The following is an 18,136-nucleotide window of genomic DNA, read 5'->3' on the forward strand; positions in this document are numbered from 1 at the left end:
ATCGAATCCGCGCAGATTTCCAAAGAGGTATGCAGGTCTAACATCAGCTTTTACTAGCCCGCCTGCCTTTCGATTTGCGCTCCGCGCCGAGATAGCGGAGAAACGCCCGCGTCAATTCCGCAACCAACTCGTCGTCGGTCTTGGGCAGCCGCGGATCCGGCACGCCGGGCAACGCGTCGAACACGATGATCTCCTGCAGCGTGAACCCGACGAGCATTATGGCGAACATGGCCGCCTGGCGCGGATCGGGATGGTTCATCTCAGCCTTCTTCGACAACAGGAAGTCCGCCACGCGCTGCACCGATCGAACGCTGAGGTCGACCGTCTTCTTCTTGAACGCCGCGCTCGAGTGCGACGTGATGATTTGATGCATCGCGCCCAGCATCTTGGCGTTGCGGCGCTGGGTCGCCAGACTTTGGCGCACCATCGTTTCCGCGAACTCCGGGAGCGACAAACGTTCGGCCTTGTCCGACGTCAGCGCGGATGCGGTGGCCGCGTCGAGTGACTCAAGCGTCTGCAGGACGACCGCGCGCATGAGGGCGTCCTTGTTGGGGAAGCGTCGATAGACCGAACCCGGCGACAGGCCTGCGCGCGCGGCGACCTTGGGGACCGTCGCACCCTCGAGCCCCTTTTCATTTAGGATATCTCGGGCAGCCTTCATCAGTCCCTCGAGAGACTTGCGGCTGCGCGCCTGCTGAGGCGCTAGAGGCTTCTTAGCCATGCTCCCTTCTCACATCGGCATGCCGGCCGAAACGCGGGTCTTGACAAAAAGTGAATGTAGGTTTACATTTACATTCGACTATGGTGACAGCCGTTCTTGCCGATTCTACCAAGGCGACTTCTCCGCTTCACAATCGCTATTTCCGGCTATTGTGGGCCGGTCGCGCGATCTCCGGTCTGGGGGATCAGTGTTATCTCGTGGCGCTGCCGTGGCTCGTCCTCCAGCTCACCACCTCGGGCGTCGCACTCGGCACCGTCATGATGACCGGTGCGATTCCCACGGCCGTCCTTATGCTCGTGGGCGGCGTGCTCTCCGATCGTCTTTCTGCGCGCCGGATACTGCTTGTCACGACATCAGTGCGAGCCGTATGTGTCGCAGCGATAGGCGCGCTCGTCGCTCTGCATGTCGTCGCACTCTGGCAGATCTACCTCCTTGCGCTTGCCTTCGGGATTGCGGACGCCTTCGCCGCCCCCGCGTCTCAGACACTTGTGCCCTCCATCCTCGAAAGAGAGCAGCTTCCAGCCGCCAGTTCCATCACCCAGAGTACGCAGCAGCTGGCTATGATCATCGGACCGGCGCCGGCCGGACTGCTCGTCAAACTCTTGGGAACTGCGTGGGCGTTCTTCATTGACGCATTCAGTTTTCTCTTCGTCATCGCAGCGTTGTGGCGGATTCCCGATCCGCCGATGTCGCAAGCCGGCAAAGCGCGCAGCGGCATCCTCAACTCGATCGCTGAGGGATTGCGTTACATCAACGCCGATGTCGCGATGCGCTCGCTGCTGTTTGTCGCAGCGGCGCTCAACTTCTGCGTTGCTGGTCCGGTTTCGATCGGACTTGCGTGGATCGCGAAACAGCATTTCGGCTCGCCAATCGCGTTTAGTGTTTTCGTCGCCTCCGTTGCCGCCGGTGGTCTCGCGGGCGCAGTCGCGGCCGGCATACATACGCCGCACAGGCGCGGCGTCTTGATGCTTGCAGTGAGTTTTATGGTGGCGCTCGGCACTGCGTTGCTCGGCGTTGTGACGCAAGTGTGGTCCCTCAGTGCTGTGCTGTTCGCTATGGGCGCCGCGTCGGGCTATCTCAATGTCCACCTCGTCGCATGGTTCCAGCAGCGCGTTGATCGCGACATGCTCGGGCGGACCATGAGCGTCATCATGCTAGCCGCCGTCGGCCTGCAACCCCTCTCGCTTGCCTTTGCGGGCATCGCCGTTGCATGGAGCGTCGCTGGGATGTTCGCCGGTTCTGCCGCGTTGATGCTCGCGGTCACCATATTGGCCGCACTGCACAAACCGGTGAGAGATATCGAGTGACCGGGCGGCCCCACTCCTCGGAAACGCCTGTGCTCTCGGCGTAATCTAGGTTCCAACTGGGCCGCAACCGAATGTCGGCGCCCATGCGGCGCGCGGGCCGGCCTCAATCGAAGACTCCGGGTCTCCGTACCTTGCCTACAGGTGAGGTGACATTTCTCTTTTCGGATATTGAAGGCTCCACGCGGCGTTGGGAATTGCACCCACGTGCGATGCAGGCAGCTCTCGCACGTCACGAGCAGATCTTGAGCGCCGCGATCGCGCGCCACAATGGTTCCGTCTTCAAACTCATCGGTGACGCGTTTTGCACCGTCTTTCAGTCTTCAGCGGACGCGGTCGCGGCCGCGATCGACGCGCAATGCGATCTCGCTGAAGAGGACTTCTCGAGTGTAGACGGCCTTCGCATCCGCATGGGTCTGCACGCCGGTTTCGCCGAGGAGCGCAATGCCGACTATTTCGGGCCGACGGTGAATCGCGTCGCCCGGTTGATGTCGATAGGCCATGGCGGCCAAGTACTTGTTTCCGGCGCTGTCGTGGAGAGCCTCCGCGGTCACGTTCCGTCAAATGCGAGACTGATCGACCTCGGTTCGCATCGACTCAAAGACCTCACGCGCCCCGAACACGTCTGGCAGCTGGCCGTCGATAGTCAGCCCGTCGAGTTCCCGCCGCTCAACTCGCTGGATGCACGACCCAACAACCTCCCGATCCAGGCGACGAGTTTCGTCGGGCGCGAAGAGGATCTCGAAGAAGCAAAGTCTCTCATGGACCGGCACCGATTACTCACGCTGTTCGGCGCCGGCGGCGTTGGAAAGACGCGATTGGCGCTCCAAGCCGGAGCCGACTTACTGGATTACTTTCCCGACGGTGTATGGTTCGCCGATCTCGCGCCCCTCAGAGATCCGGAACTTGTGGCGGGGGTGGTCGCCGGTGCCCTCGGCATGCCGCAGCGCGGCAATCAGCGCGTCGACGAGGTCATTCCGCAGTGGCTGAAGCACAAACATCTGCTCCTCATCCTCGACAATTGCGAACATGTGCTATTCGCGGCGGCGACGCTGGCGGACGCTATCCTTTCGGCAGCCCCGAACGTCAAAATACTCGCAACATCGCGACAAGCGCTTGGCCTCAACGGTGAAGTCGTGCACCGGTTATCATCGCTTGCGGTCCCGGACCATTCCGTCGACGTGCGGCTCGCCGATACACTGAAGTACGGCGCTTTGGCGCTCTTCGTCGATCGCGCGAAATCCGCCGACACGCGGTTCGTGCTCAGCGAAGATACTGCGCCGATCGTGGCCGAGATCTGCCGCAGACTTGACGGCATTCCGCTCGCGATCGAGCTCGCGGCTGCGCGTGTGAGAGTCCTCTCCATCCCCAACCTCGCCCGGCGCATCGACGACCGCTTTAGGCTGCTCACCGGCGGAAGCCGCACCGCGCTCCCACGTCAGAAGACGCTGGCGGCGCTCATCGATTGGAGCTTTGGCTTGCTCACGCTGCCGGAGCAGACCATGTTCAATCGCGTCGGCATCTTCGCCGGCAGCTTTAGCCTCGAGGCGGCGACTACGGTGTGCGGCGGCGACCAACTCGAGGCAGACGACATCTTTGAACTGCTGGCGTCGCTTGTCGACAAGTCGCTTATCATCGCCGATACGACCGGCGAGCGCGAACGCTACCGAATGCTTGAGTCGACGCGCGCTTATGCACTCGAAAAGCTCGCTCAAGACGGCGATCGCGAACGACTCGCTCGCAAACATTCGGAGTACTTCCGCGACCTGTCACTCGATGCGGAAAAGCGCTCCGGAACAGGATCGAACGCGGCATGGGTGGCGAGTGTGGAACCAGATCTCGACAATCTCCGCGCGGCGATGGAGTGGACACTCACCGCGGGCCACGACGCGGCGGCAGGCGCATTGATCGCCGGGTCGCTCACACGGCTGTGGACCAGCGGAATCGCGGCTGAAGGACGTTTTTGGATTGAACGCGCGCAGGCGCAGATTGACGAGTCGACTCAACCTCGATTGGCGGCCCGGTTATGGCGAGGGCTCGCGGCCATTCATGACGGCGCGTATGCGTACGAATGCGCTCAGCGATCGCTTGCACTTTGCCGCACGTCGGGAGACAGTCACGGAGAAGCTTGGAGCATGTACCGCCAAGCGTCGGCGCTCTTCCAAATGGGCCGCCTCGATGATACGCACGAAGCTGCTTCGGTCGCGCTCGCGGGCATGATCGAACAAGGAGATAAACTCGGAGAGGCGGCCAGCCGCAGCCTGCTTGGTGCGGTCTACGAGTCGCGCGGCGACATCGCGGCGGGTCGTGACGCACAATCGAAGTCTCTGGCTATCGCACGCGGCCTGGACTACCAGAGCGGCATTGTGACGTCGCTTGGCAACCTCTCTGTGTTGGAGTTCATAGACGGTCGATTTACGGAAGCGCTGACCTTGATGGAAGAGGTTCTGCAAATGTCCGGGGGGATAAAAGACGAGGCCATCGGTCATCTCAACGTCACCGTTTGCCGCGTTGCCGTGGGGGATATCGATGGCGCGCGCGCTGCCGCCCGCAAGGCGCTGCGGCTGTCGAGGAAAACGGAAAGTCCCTTTCTCACCGCAATCGGCCTGCAAAATGTCGGGCTGGTCGGTGCCCTTGGCGAGCAAGAACGGCTAGCCGCGCGCCTCATCGGCTATGTCAACGTTCAATACCGAGCGCTCGGGTTACAACGAGAATCTATCGAGAAATGGGGCCATGACAAGCTCATGGCCGCGCTGCGCAGGCGGCTCAGCGATGCCGAGATCGAGAGCCTGGCGGCCGAAGGTGCGTCGTGGTCGGAAGATCGGGCAACAGAAGCGGCGCAACAGATTTGAAGCGGGGCGCGGATCGATAGCGCGATATCCTCGACTCCGCCATTCTTTGACGCGCCTGGTCATTATTCGCAAGTATTGGCGAAATGATTGACCGCATCGCCGTCCAATGTGACCGCCAGTCACCGTCATCTCGTGGAGGCTCTTATGCGGATTTCGCTTTGGCGTCTATTTTTCGTCGTTGCGAGCTTTGCGCTGTTCACCGTAACGGTGTTCGTGCAAGCGGCGAACGCCGGCACCACGGGCTCATTGGGCGGCACGGTCGTGGATTCGAAGACCGGCGCACCGATCGCCTCGGCCGCGGTGAGCGTCACGAGCCCGTCGGAGTCCGCGACAGGAGCCACCGATAGAGCCGGCCACTTCGAGTTTCTCTCGCTCATACCGGACACGTACACCGTAACGGTCAGCAAAGACGGCTTCGCGAGCTCGCGGATCCTCGGCATCAGCATCCTCTCCGACCAGAGCCAGAATATCGCGGTCCGTTTGGACTTCGCGCCGAAAACGATCGGCACGATCCAAGCCATCGCGCGGTCGTCGATCAGCCCGGTTCGGCCGGGCACCACCACGGACGTCTATTCAGTCAATACGGCGATGACGCGCGCGGCGGCCACCTTGGGCGGCGGCGGCGGACTGAACAACGCGTATTCGGCGATCGCCTCGATGCCTGGCGCGTTTGTGCCGCCCAATCAGAACGGCGTGAACCAGACTGTGTATATCCGCGGCGGCTACTACGATCAGATCGGCTACGAGTACGACGGCGTGCCGATGAACCGCTCATTCGACAACTATCCGTCGTCCTCGCTCTCCACGCTCGGCCAAGAGGAACTGCAGATCTACACGGGCGGCGGCGCCGCGAGCTCCGACGCGACCGGCCTCGCCGGCTTCATCAATCAAGTCGTGCGCTCCGGCACGGTACCTGGATTCTTCGACTTCTCGGGCCGCATGGGGTCACCGACGTTCTACAACGACCTCTCCTTTGAATATGGCGGCGCCACGGACAATCGGCTCTTCTCCTACTACGCCGGGTTGAGCGGATACAATCAAGGGCTGCGTTATCTCACGAACGACAACGGCGCGTCGCTGATGGACGAGTTCCCTTCGACATACCCGAGCAACATCACGACGAATCTGCCGTTCTGGCCCGCCGTGTACCCGACATGCGATCCGAAAAACCCGAATCTCTACACGAACCCGGCCACGAGCTTCATCAACAGCGACCCCGGCTGCTTAGGTGTGGTAAGCCCGCAGACCGATTTCTTATCGAACCTGATGGGACGCGAAGGAGTCCTCAATCTCCATTTCGGCGTGCCGCACAAACGCGACAACGGCCGCGACGATATCCAACTCCTGTATTCGAATTCGTCGCAGTTCGGACAATACTACAGCAGCGCGCTCGATGCTGGTACGCTGCTGCCGGCTCTCGAGAATATCGGTTACGCCTACACCCCGCAGTGGCCGGATTTCTACACCTACGGTGCGGGCACGCAGTTTCTCCGACTCGCCAACGCGCCTGTGATCGGATACGGATTCCCGGGTTCGCCGAGCGGCCGCTGTCTGAACCAGACCGGCATCGGCGATTTCCCGCTGCCGATTCCAAACGGTTGCCCGATCACCTCGTCTTTTCCGACCGGCAATTCCCAATTGCCCATCGGCTATCGCGACGGACGTTGGGAATTGGCAAGCGTGGTCAAAGCGCAGTATCAGGCGAACCTGAACGCCACGTCGTACTTGCGAGGCTTCGGCTACATCTTCTACTCTGACACGAATCGGAGCGGCGCAGTACAGGACGGCATCACCGGTCCGTTCGGTTCCGTGAACCTCGGCGGCACGAACTTCGATTACGAGGTCGGCGCGCACACGCGCGGGGCTCAACTGCAGTATGCCAACCAGATCTCGCCGATCCACGAGCTCACCGCCACGCTCAACTATTCAGAGTCGCGCACGCTTCGCTACTACAACTTCAACGATTTCAACACAGCGTTCCAGCAGGTGAGCAATCTCACGAACGGCTCACAATGCTATGCGCAGATGGACGGCTCCCTTGCAAACGGCGTCGACCAGGTCACCGCGGGGCAAGTCGCTCCGTGCAACGATCCGATCACGCAGGGCGATTTCGAAGACCCGACCGGATCGCCGGACGGTGATCCGACCAATCCGATGAACCTCACCTGCTCCAGCGGCGGGCCCAATCCGATTCCGGCGCCGGCGTGCGCGGCAAACGCTGCGTGGCGCCTGACGTTCACCGGCAACCAGGCGGAGATCAACTCGGTCAAGCCCGAACTCGCCAATTTTTCGATCAGCGACGAGTGGAAACCCAACGGACGACTCGATATCACTTCCAGCCTGCGCCTCGATCGCGACGAGTACATCATCACACCGGTGTCATCGCCTGCGAAGGACTTCTGGTACGCATCCGCACGCGCGGAGTTCTGTTACGATCCCACGACATTTCAACCGGCGATCGTGCCCGAACCGCCGCAATTTCTCCACAGCGTCAGCCCGTACGTCTCGTTCAACTGTCCAATGGTCAACGGCGTACAGACGGTTCACCCGGATGGCAAAAACGGTCACATCCTGCTCACCGACGCTGTGCCGTCGAACTACACGCAGACGTACTTCCAACCGCGTTTCGGGCTGACGTACTCGCTCAACCCGAACACCGTGCTGCGTCTGTCGGCAGGCCGCTTTGCGCAAGAGCCGCAGAACTACGAGATCGAGTATAACAGCCTGGAGCCGAATCTCGCCGCCCAGCTCGTCGGGTTCATGCAGTTCGGCTACAACACGCCGTTCCACGCGGCGAAGGCGCAGTTCTCGAACAACTATGACGCGTCCATCGAACACAACTTCCCCGGCACGGACCTCGGCTTCAAGTTCACGCCGTACTACCGGTGGGCGACGGACCAGCTCTATGAGACGGTCAGCATTCCCACGCTGTTCGGCGTCTCCCCATCGTTCACGGGCGGTACGGAACGCGTGGACGGCGTGGAGTTGGAATTGACGAAAGGCGACTTCAACAAGAGCGGCCTCTCAGGCTACCTCGCGTACACGTACACGAACGCAGCCGAGAAGTGGAGCAACTACGCCGGCGTACCCATCAACGCGGTGGACCCGTACAACGAGGACATCCGCAATTTCAACGCTCTGACCAAAGCAGGCGGCGGGTCGCCGTGCTATGCGAACAGCGGTGACGGTACACCGGATCCGACATGCGGCGCTACATCGATCCTCAACCCGTACTACAATGTGGCGCAGCAGCCGCTGCTCGACAAGTTCGGCTGGTACACGCCTGGCCTCGACTTCCCGTACGTCTCGCCGAACACGTTCGCGCTCGTGCTCAACGAGCGAGTCCGAAAGTTCGCGATCACGCCGGCGTTCTCGCTCAACGAGGGCGCCCCGTACGGCACGCCCGCGGATTTCCAAGGACTCGATCCTCGCACGTGCTCGGCGAATCAGGGCAGCGAAGGCATCACGGGCGCGCCCAACCCTCTCACCGCCGATTACACGTCGTGCAGTCACGCGGCGGTTGGTGCAAGCGGTTCGTCGCCAGGTTATCTATGGGTTCCGAGTCCGTACACCGGCAAATTCAACGGTTTCGGACAGTACCGTCAGCCCTGGCAGTTCAACCTCGGGCTGCAGATGTCGTACGACATCAGCCCGCGCACGACCGCCAACCTGTCGATCGTGAACCTGGCAAATGCATGTTTCGGCGGATCGAGCGAGCCGTGGACGAAGGCCTATCCGCCCAATAACGTGGCTTGCGGCTACTCGTACAACAAGTTCTTCATCTCCAACTTCTATAACGGCGCAAGTCCGAACGACATCAACGCGAACGGCGTTCCACTCAACAAATACTTCACAGTTCCGTACGCACCCGCGTACGGCGACGTCAACTCGGCCAACTTGCCGCAACCGTTGCAGCTCTACTTCCAACTACAGGTGAAGATGTAACTACCCGAGATGGATTAGCAGGTCGAAGCCCCAGAGGATGAGCGCCGCGCCGATGAAACTGCTGACCACAGTTCCAATCGGCGCGATTTTTTCAACGAGTATGACGGTTGCCTCGCTTTCCGCCCTAGTGGTTGTTTAGTCCCACGGGACGCGGGAGCTTCGGCTGCGCCGCGAAGTTCATGCTCGGCAGCCGCGGCATCGACTCGCCGTAGGGTTTGGCGACGATGCGGTAGTCGAACGAGAGCGTGGATCGACCGCTGCCGTTTTCCCGGACGGTAAACCCGGTCGGCGTACGGTCGCTGACGTACAAGCCGCGGCTATCGCCATTCGGCGTGAGGAACACGAAGTATTGACGCGTGCGGTCGACGACGCTTGCGAAGTCCGACGCGATCGAAACATAACCGCGCCCGTTGACGAGTTGGCCTTCACCGACATCTTCCATGGTCGGTTCTGCTTCGCGCGGCATGTAGGAGATCACTCGCTTGCCCGGCTGATGCGCGTTCACGCAGCCAGACGAGCAGATGCCTGCGGTGATGATCTGGCCCGTGATCGTCTCGTTTCCTGAATCGTCGATCTTGAGCACTTGGACGTTGCCGCTATTGACGCCGTCGAGAATCAGTGCACCGGCAACACCCGTGGCGTAGAGATCGGTCCCGCTGCTTGACAACCCTTGTCCGATCGTGCCTTCGAACGTCCCCTCGCCGTCGACGCCCTCAACCGAGTTGAACGACTGGCCGCCGAATATCGCGCCGGATGCAAATTCGTCGCCGTTTGCATCGACTCGCAATACCTGCGCACTGCCCACGCCCCTGCCGTCGAAGAGCGTCGCGTTAGCGTTCGATGTCTCCGCCCGCACCGCGGTGCCAGCACCGGTCACCTTGCCCCAAATGCCCACGCCCGTGACGGCCGTGCCTTTGACGCCCGCGCCGATTTTTGTCGTGCCGAACACACCCTTGTCGAACGCTCCGGAGGTGCTCGAATCGGAGCCGGTCACGCCTGCCAATCCGTTGCTCACCGACGTACTATTGAAGAACGTCGTTCCGACGATGCCGTTTCCGGCCGTCGAATTGCCTTTGATCGCCGTGCCCGTGCTGGTGTTGTCATACTCGATGCATGGCGACGGGCTCGAACATGTGATATCCGGGCGCACGGTACGCGCCGCTCGCGAAGTGTCGCCGTGCAAGAAAAGGGCTCCGACTAAAGTGATTGAGGCGCCCACCGCCACAAACCGCGAACCGCTGATCATTTCCAGTCTCCTCCTCTAAGATCGATGAAGAAACAAAACCGCGCGACCCGCATTGTATGCAGGTTGCGCGGCGCCGCTATTGTCGCAAGCCGGCCGAACCGGACACGAAAGCCTCCTCTTAGCGCGGCTTCAATTCATGGAGAATGAACTCGTTGCCCTCGCTATCGTGCGCGAACGCGAGAAAGCACCCGGGCGTCTCATAGATCTTCGCGTCGTCCTCGAACGTGATGCCGCTTGCCTTGCAGGCCGCGACCGCAGCTTTGATATCGTCGACGCCGAAGTGCACGCCACCCGACTTCTCCCAAGGCGCGGTAGGCGGTTTGACGATGCCGAATGTTTCGCCGGTCGGAAACGTCCACTCGGCTCCGACGCCGAAGCTGAGCGTAGGAGCAAATCCTAACACGTCAGTATAGAATTTCGTCGCGCGGTCGACGTCTTTGACCAGATACATCGTCGTGTCGACGCCTCGAATTCCGATCTTGCTCGCAGTTGCCATGGTTGCACCTTTTGTGTCCGGCTGAAGGGTTGAACAGCGTACCGTCCGGCGCGGACATTCTCCTCTCTCGAGCGAATGGCGCGCGACATGACCGAGTCGAAGCGAGCTGTGTCGTCTAGACTTCGAGAGGACAGTTTACCCTCGGGCTTGGTCGCTTTTCTCTTCACCGACATCGAAGGCTCGACGCAGCGTTGGGACAAGCACCGAGACGCCATGGACGCTGCCGTCAAGCTCCACGATACGATTGTGCGCGGTGCGATAGAGGGCGGCACCGGTTATGTTTTCAAAACGGCCGGTGACGCGTTTTGCGCCGCGTTTTCTTCAGCGCGCGACGCTGTGACCGCCGCGATTGAGATCCAGCGCGAACTCGCGGGCGCAGACTTTGCGGCTGTCGACGGCATTCGCGTCAGAATCGGTCTGCATGTCGGCCAAGCCTCCGAGCGCGACGGCGATTACTTCGGACCTGCCGTGAATCGGACGGCGCGGCTCATGTCGATCGGCCACGGCGGTCAAGTGCTTCTCTCCGGCGCGATGCGCGAGTCGGCTGAGATATCGCTGCCGAGCGGCGTATGGCTCACTGATCTCGGACAGCGACGGCTCAAGGATCTCACGGAACCGGAACACGTCTGGCAGCTCGATATCGCAGGTTTGGCGGCCGATTTTCCACCGCTCTCGTCGCTCGACGCGCGGCCGAACAACTTGCCGGTGCAGCTGACGCGCCTCATCGGTCGCGAGCAGGACGTCGACGAGATCAAGGCGCTGATCACGAAGCATCGACTGGTGACGCTGCTCGGTTCTGGCGGCGTGGGAAAGACCAGACTTGCCTTGCAAGTGGCAGCGGACCTCATCGATCGGTACCCGGACGGAGTTTGGTTCGCCGACTTGGCGCCCATCAGCGATCCGGAACTCGTCGCAAGCGTGGTCGCTCAGGCGCTCGGCATGTCGCAAGCGCAGGACCGGCGCGTCGATGAAGCCGTCGTCGAACGACTCAAGCGCAAGAACCTCATTCTCGTGCTGGACAATTGCGAACACCTCGTAGAAGCCGCGGCTCGCCTTTCCGCGGCGATAGTGCGCGGTTGCGCCGGCGTGAGCATTCTCACGACGTCGCGGCAGGCGCTGGGCATCGATGGAGAAGTCGTCCATAGACTACCATCGCTTGCCGTTCCGGCAAACTTCGGCGAAATGCGAGCCGGAGAGGCGCATCAGTACGGAGCGATCGCGCTCTTTGTCGAACGCGCAAGCGCGGCGGACTCGCGCTTTTCACTCACGGACGACACGGCGCCCGTCGTCGCGGATATCTGCAGACGGTTGGACGGTATTCCGCTTGCCATCGAGCTTGCCGCGGCGCGCGTCAAAGTGCTGACGATTCCCAATCTCGCAAAGCGACTGGACGATCGGTTCAAACTCCTTACCGGCGGGAACAGAACAGCGCTGCCGCGCCAGAAGACGCTCATGGCCTTGATCGATTGGAGCTATGATCTTCTGACCGAATCCGAGCAGACACTGCTCGCACGGGTGGCGATATTCGCGGGCGGTTTTGGGCTGGATGCCGCGGCGACGATTTGCGCCGACGGAACCGTCGATGAAGTCGAGATCCTCGATCTGCTGTCGTCATTGACGGACAAGTCGCTGATCGTCGCGGACACGTTGGGAGAAGAGGAGCGCTATCGGCTGCTCGAATCGACGCGCGCGTACTCGTTGGCAAAACTAAATGCTTTAGGCGAACGCGAGCGGCTGGCCGCAAGCCACGCCGCCTATTTCAAGAGGCTGGCGGAGTTCGCAGACCAGACGCACCTCAGGGTCCCGAGCCCATTGCCGCTTGCCCTTCTCGAAGTCGAGCGAGACAACTTCCGGGCGGCGCTCGAGTGGTCGATAACTGACGAGCACGACGTGCCACTTGGCGCCGCTATCGCGGGAAGTCTCGAACGGCTGTGGACCACAGGTGGACTCATGGCTGAGGGCCGCTATTGGATCGGTCGCGCGCAAGCGCGCCTGGATGAATCGTCTAACCCGAAGGAAGCGGCTCGGCTCTGGCTCGCGCTCGCCGGCATAGTCCACGCAAAGCCCAAATACGAATGTGCGATGCGCGCGCTCGCGCTCTATGAAACGTTTGCTGAGCCAAGGCGCGCGGCGTGGTCGCAATTTTATGCGGCATTCGCTCTCCATCAGATGGGCCGGATCGAGGAAGCAGAACGCGAGTGCGAACATGCACTGCTCGCGAGCCGCGACTGCGGCAACACCCGATGCGTAGCGGCGTGCCTCAATCTGCAGGGACTATTCTATCGATCTCCTGGCCATGAATCCGCCGAGGCGCGCAAAGTATTCGCACAAGCGCTCGAGATATTCAAGTCCTTGGAGGATGATGCCGGCTCCGCGGTCGTCCTTGGCAACATTGCTGAGCTCGACTTTTTTGAAGGAAACCTCGACAGCGCGACCGCTATGGCTGAAGAGGCCCGCGACGTCACGCTCGGCACGCACAACATGTTCTACCTCGCCATCAGCAATACGAATCTCGCAGCGTATAATATCGCCTCCGGTGATTATGATGCGGCGCTTCGCGCCGCGCGTGAGGGCCTGAAGTGTGCGCTGCAGGAGCAGCACGCGCTCGGCATCGCGATCGTGCTGCAGCATTTCGCGCAGCTCGCTGCCATCCGCGGCGATGCGCGCGAGGGCGCACGGCTTCTCGCTTATGTCGACGCGCGTTTGCGTGCGCTGAGCTACGAACGAGAGTACACCGAGAAGTGGTGTCTTGAGAAGCTCATGATCGAGCTTCGAAGAACTTTGGACGATTCTGAGATCGAGCGGCTAGCGGCCGAAGGCGCTGCTTGGACGGAAGATCGCGCTGTCGGACTTGCTATGTCGACGTGTGAGGACTTACTTTGATTCGGAACCTACTAGAATTCCCCGGCCCAAAGTCCTAAATCAGCACGCTCGGAGGTCGCTGTTTCGCGCAAACGTAACGGACATCGCATCAATCGCTCGCTCTTTGAGGATGAACTTCATGCTTGCTCGCTTTTCGATTTTCGGCGCGATCGTGACGTTTGCGCTCGGCACCGCGGTCGCCGCTGCGTCGACTTCTCCGATCGAGATCGGAACGGTCACCGGCGTCCGTGACTATGGTCGAGCATCGGAAAGCACACGCGTGCGCGTCGCAGTCGTGTTGAACTACCATCGCGACGCAGAGCTCGAGTCGCTGACGCAGGCGCAAGCAGATCCGGCTTCTCCTCTCTTTCATCACTTCCTCACGCCCGAGCAGTTTTCGAATTACTTTGCGGCAACACCGGCAGAGTACGGAAGCGTCATCGCATCGCTGCGGCGCGGCGGGTTCACGATCACGCATATTTTTGCGAACCGCACCGTCGTGGATGCGGTCGCGCCCGCGCCGATCGCGGCGCGCTATTTCAGCACGGATATCCACCGTGTTCTCACCGCAGACGGCCGGATCACGTATACAAACGTACTTCCCGGCATCGTGCCGGCCGAGATCGGCGATCTCGTCTTCAGCGTTCAGGGCTTGGACGCCGTCGGTCGCATGCGCCCGACTATCGCATTCAGCCCAAGAGCGGGTCGGCGCTTGATCGCTCCGGCAGTCAGCCCCGACACGGCACCCGTTTTCGGGCCGGACGGGGGTTACGGACCGCTCGTCTTCACTCGGTCGTACGATTTACCGTCCTCGAAGGGCTTCACAGGCGCCGGTCACGCGTCTGGCGTCGCGACGGATGCCGACTTCCTCAATAGCGATCTTAACTCGTTTCTCGCGTACTTCCGCATCAAACGCACCGGCCCCCAGACCACGCGCGTGCTCGTCGATGGCGGACCGCCGCCCGGTGATGGTCCAGATTCGATCGAGACGACGCTGGATGTCGAGCAGATCACGTCACTCGCGCCCGGCACGGCGCTCTACGTCTACGAGGTGACGTACGATGAGCCGACCAACGCGAATTTCATCGACATCTTCAACCAAGTCGTGAGTGACGACAAAGTCGACACCCTCAACTCGAGTTACGGGTACTGCGAGACGGCGATCCACAAAGGCTATCCGGCGTCGCTGAATACTGTCGCCAAACAGGGTAACGCCCTCGGCATCACATTCCACTCGTCGGCCGGGGACACGGGGTCGTCCTGGGATGGCTGCTCGGGCGTCGCGGTTGGAACGCCCGTCGACATTCCGCACGGCGAAGCCATTGGCGGCACCACGCTCTCAGTCGACGGCAATGGCAACGAAACCGGGGAAATCGGTTGGAATAGCACGGGCGGCGGCATTTCGAAGCTCTTCGCAGTTCCGACGTGGCAGCAGAACGTGCCGCACGTCATCAAAGGCGGACGCAATCTCCCCGACTTGGCGTTTGACGCGGACCCGGGAACCGGCGGATCGTATTTCTATGGAGGATTCTGGTCGGGACCGATCGGCGGCACCTCGATGTCATCGCCGATCTTCGGCGCCTCGCTCACCGAGATCAATCAAGTGGAAGGAGCGCGAGCCGGCGATTTTAACGTAACGCTCTATAAGACTTGGTTGGCTCATGGGTACGGCAACGGCACGACGGCCAACTTCCGCGACATAACGTCCGGCAGCATTCCGCCGTATCATGCCGGCCCGGGCTATGACCAGATGTCGGGCATCGGCGCGATGCTCGTCAACAATTTCGTCAAGCTGTTTCGAAGATAAACCGGCGACGCGATTCAGCCCCTTTTCACCGATTGGGTGTACGATCTCATGTGTCTCTTGGAAGGGGCTGAAACGATGAACCGGCATCTAGTCAAGCGCGGAGTTCCCGCGTGTCTGCTTATCGCGACGTGCTGCGTCCTGTCGGCGTGCAACGGCACCGCTCCACACGCCGCGGCGGCGCCGCCGATCCCCAATACGACTCGCGCAATGGCGTTCGGGCCGAGACCGGATCATTCCGGTCGGCTCGGCGTCGTGCTGACATCGCAAGATGGTGGGCAGATCTTCGGCTTTGATATCGGACAGGATAACGGAGCCGGAATTCTGTCAACGGCCAACCACGTGGAAGCTTTTGATCAGCAAACCGGCGCGATAACGCAGTCGTTCCCCAAAGTCACGCCGGCGCGAACAACGTATGCACTCGATGGCATCTTCCCAAGCGATATCGCCCTCGTCACGCGTTATGTCGAGCCCAAGGGGTCTATCTTCGCCAATCGATACTATGACGTGGTCAGCCCGTTCACTGCCGGCGGCTTTACCGGAAAATGGACGCCGCCTATCTTTGACATCGACATCCAGCAGGGCGCAAAAGTTCTCAATTCGACCACAAGCGTTCTGTTCGCGATTCAACTGAAGAGCAACGACCGCCCGGTCTTGGTCGCGACTGACATCGGTGCGAATTCGATAGCGAAGGTCGTCCATCTCAGTCCAAATACGTTCGGCGGGGGCGACGGGCCGCAGCTCGCTAGTTACACGTTCCAAGGAAAAGCGGTGTTCGCGCTTTCACCCGACGGCGGAGCCGTAGGCGGGGCAGCCCCGATCAACATCCTCGTCGATTACACGACGGGCGCCGCGAAGCAATTCACCGGATTCAACTTCGGCCCGTTCGGCGCGGGCTATGTGAATGGCATGGCGGTCGATCCCAACACCGGGATCGAGGCGACCACGACAGAACTGAACGCGCAAGTGGAGTTTTACAATCTCGTGACGCGCGCCGGCATCGCCGCAGTCCAGCTACCATGCACCGGGAACGCAGACCAAAGCAATAGCGGAGCAGGCATCGCAGTGGATCCGGTGCACAGACTTTTCTTGGTGACAGATCCTGCATATGCATGCGACGGCAGCCGCGACGGCGCGATCGTCGTATATAACGAAAAAGGAACTCTCGTCGAAACGATTCCCGGCTTCAAGTTCGCGATCGCGGAGCCCGCGCCGGCTCTTGACCCAGCGAAGCGTTTGGGATGGGACTTCGGGCCGCAGTTCAGCCAGCTGCAGCAATTCTTCTACTAGCGACACGCCCGCGTTCGACGCCGGTTAGGGCTCCTTTTTCCGTTGCGACAGTCGCGTGGTTGGGATCGGCGCCTACGAAGAACACTGTTTTGCAGATGCTATCCGATATTCGCAGGAAGCGCTCGAGCTTTCACCGCGGCGCCTAGACGCGCTCATCACAATCGGGCAAGCGTATGAGGCACGAGGCGACGTCGCGCGCGCAATCGTCGCGTTCAAAATCTGCGGCGCCGTCGCACCATACTACAGACCAGAGGCTGCTGCTTTGCTAGCTCGCGCGTATGCTCTTGGCCGTAGGATGAGTGAGGCGCAGGCGCAGCTCGCCTTTGCGCGAGCACATCGCGACGCGGCCGACCCTGTCGATCTGGCCGCCGCAGCGATCGCTGTCTACCCTTCTGCGAGCCGCCGCAATCAAAGTGTCGAACAGCGTACGAGACACGTAGCCATGTATGCGTAGAGCGGATTCGGGAGCGGCGTAGCGCTACATCATCATAGCAGGCAAGCCGAAGCCTTCATACTGGACGACGGTCATCAGCCCGCTCATCACATCGTGATTGTCCACCATGTGCGCGACGATGTGGCAATGCAGCGGCCAGACACCTGGATTGTTCGCGAGAAAATCGATGTCGACCGTCTGGCCAGGGTGGACCGGCACCGTGTTCATGGTCTGCGGCCGTTCGAGCGGGCTGCCGTCCTGCGCGATCAGTCGAAACCAATGGCCGTGTAGGTGGATCGGATGCGCCATGTTCGTGAGATTCCCGAAACGCAGGCGAACCAGATCGCCTGATCTCACGGCGATGGGCTGCGTCGCCGGAAACGTCTTACCGTTGAAGCACCAGTACTCGACCATGTCCATGCGATCCATCGCGTCGCCGACTCCAGGCAATGGATCGGCGCCGGGTTTCGCGCCCATACCGGTCATCATCATGCTGTCCGCGAGTATGGTTTGCTCCTCTGCGGCGCGCGCTTTCTCCCACGGGATCGAACTGATGAAAATCGGTAGGTCCGACGCATAGTGCGGCTCGCGTCCGTCAACTTGCGGATCGACGATGAACATGCCGCTGACGGAAGCGAATTCCAGCTCGTTGATGTGACTATGGTACATGTACGTCCCCGCCTGGGGCGCGATGAACCGATAGACAAATGTCTCATTTGGTCGAATCGCTTGTTGCGAGAAACTTCCGGACCCGTCCATGGTGAACGGGATCGGTATTCCGTGCCAGTGCAGCGAGGTCGCCCTGGGAAGGCGATTGATCACGGTGATTTCGACTTCATCACCTTCGCCGGCGCGCAACACCGGCCCGGGCGACGTGCCGTTGATGGCGGGAACAGATATGCGGTGTTTCGGCAATGGTTGAACCGTCGCCGGCGCGAGCGTCAGCGTGAATCGCTTCGTCTGACCGCTTCGGCTGACGGAGTCCGGCGGCCGCAACGGCGGCAACGCGCGCAAGCCGGCCGTCGTGAGCCGATCGAGTTCTGCATCAGCGCCCACAGACGAGGCGGCCGGCACGGTCGCGCCGGCCATTGCCTTCCCGACATTCGTCGTCGCCAATCCGAGCGCCCCGGCTGCACCAAGTCGTAGGACGTCACGTCGCTTTAGCATGTGGCCTCGCGCTGGA

The 18,136-nt window shown here is 61.1% G+C and carries 10 protein-coding genes; 6 read left to right on the forward strand and 4 right to left on the reverse strand.

The window, feature by feature from the left end; all coding sequences use genetic code 11:
• Window positions 1–43 precede the first annotated feature (43 nt).
• On the reverse strand, window positions 44–721 hold the full coding sequence (locus VKT51_07190; protein ID HLJ83934.1) for a helix-turn-helix domain-containing protein: 678 nt from the start codon (window positions 719–721) through the stop codon (window positions 44–46).
• 80 nt (window positions 722–801) lie between these two features.
• On the opposite strand from VKT51_07190, the gene VKT51_07195 reads away from it, so the two are divergent.
• The 3 genes from VKT51_07195 to VKT51_07205 all read left to right on the forward strand — a co-directional run bounded on the left by VKT51_07195 (window position 802) and on the right by VKT51_07205 (window position 8,822).
• A complete protein-coding gene (locus VKT51_07195; protein HLJ83935.1) occupies window positions 802–2,028 on the forward strand; it encodes an MFS transporter in 1,227 nt (408 codons plus the stop codon).
• A gap of 83 nt (window positions 2,029–2,111) precedes the next feature.
• On the forward strand, window positions 2,112–4,877 hold the full coding sequence (locus tag VKT51_07200; protein ID HLJ83936.1) for an adenylate/guanylate cyclase domain-containing protein: 2,766 nt from the start codon (window positions 2,112–2,114) through the stop codon (window positions 4,875–4,877).
• 144 nt (window positions 4,878–5,021) lie between these two features.
• Window positions 5,022–8,822, forward strand: a complete 3,801-nt coding sequence (locus tag VKT51_07205; protein ID HLJ83937.1) for a TonB-dependent receptor — start codon at window positions 5,022–5,024, stop codon at window positions 8,820–8,822.
• A gap of 124 nt (window positions 8,823–8,946) precedes the next feature.
• Here VKT51_07205 and VKT51_07210 read toward each other — a convergent pair whose 3' ends face one another.
• Both VKT51_07210 and VKT51_07215 read right to left on the reverse strand, forming a co-directional pair.
• Complete coding sequence (locus tag VKT51_07210; protein ID HLJ83938.1) at window positions 8,947–10,068, reverse strand: hypothetical protein; 1,122 nt, start codon at window positions 10,066–10,068, stop codon at window positions 8,947–8,949.
• Window positions 10,069–10,186: 118 nt separating this feature from the next.
• Complete coding sequence (locus VKT51_07215) at window positions 10,187–10,564, reverse strand: VOC family protein (GenBank protein ID HLJ83939.1); 378 nt, start codon at window positions 10,562–10,564, stop codon at window positions 10,187–10,189.
• An 87-nt stretch (window positions 10,565–10,651) separates the two neighbouring features.
• On the opposite strand from VKT51_07215, the gene VKT51_07220 reads away from it, so the two are divergent.
• The 3 genes from VKT51_07220 to VKT51_07230 all read left to right on the forward strand — a co-directional run bounded on the left by VKT51_07220 (window position 10,652) and on the right by VKT51_07230 (window position 16,520).
• A complete protein-coding gene (locus VKT51_07220) occupies window positions 10,652–13,447 on the forward strand; it encodes an adenylate/guanylate cyclase domain-containing protein (GenBank protein HLJ83940.1) in 2,796 nt (931 codons plus the stop codon).
• Between the two features lie 118 nt (window positions 13,448–13,565).
• Entirely contained in the window at window positions 13,566–15,233 is a 1,668-nt protein-coding gene (locus VKT51_07225; protein HLJ83941.1) for a S53 family peptidase, read from the forward strand.
• Between the two features lie 75 nt (window positions 15,234–15,308).
• Window positions 15,309–16,520 (forward strand): hypothetical protein, encoded by a 1,212-nt coding sequence (locus VKT51_07230; protein ID HLJ83942.1) that lies wholly within the window; start codon window positions 15,309–15,311, stop codon window positions 16,518–16,520.
• 478 nt (window positions 16,521–16,998) lie between these two features.
• Here the strand turns inward: VKT51_07230 and VKT51_07235 are convergent, their stop codons facing one another.
• On the reverse strand, window positions 16,999–18,120 hold the full coding sequence (locus tag VKT51_07235) for a multicopper oxidase family protein (GenBank protein ID HLJ83943.1): 1,122 nt from the start codon (window positions 18,118–18,120) through the stop codon (window positions 16,999–17,001).
• Between the last annotated feature and the right edge of the window lie 16 nt (window positions 18,121–18,136).

Source organism: Candidatus Eremiobacteraceae bacterium (assembly GCA_035295225.1).
Classification (GTDB): Bacteria; Vulcanimicrobiota; Vulcanimicrobiia; order Eremiobacterales; family Eremiobacteraceae; genus JABCYQ01.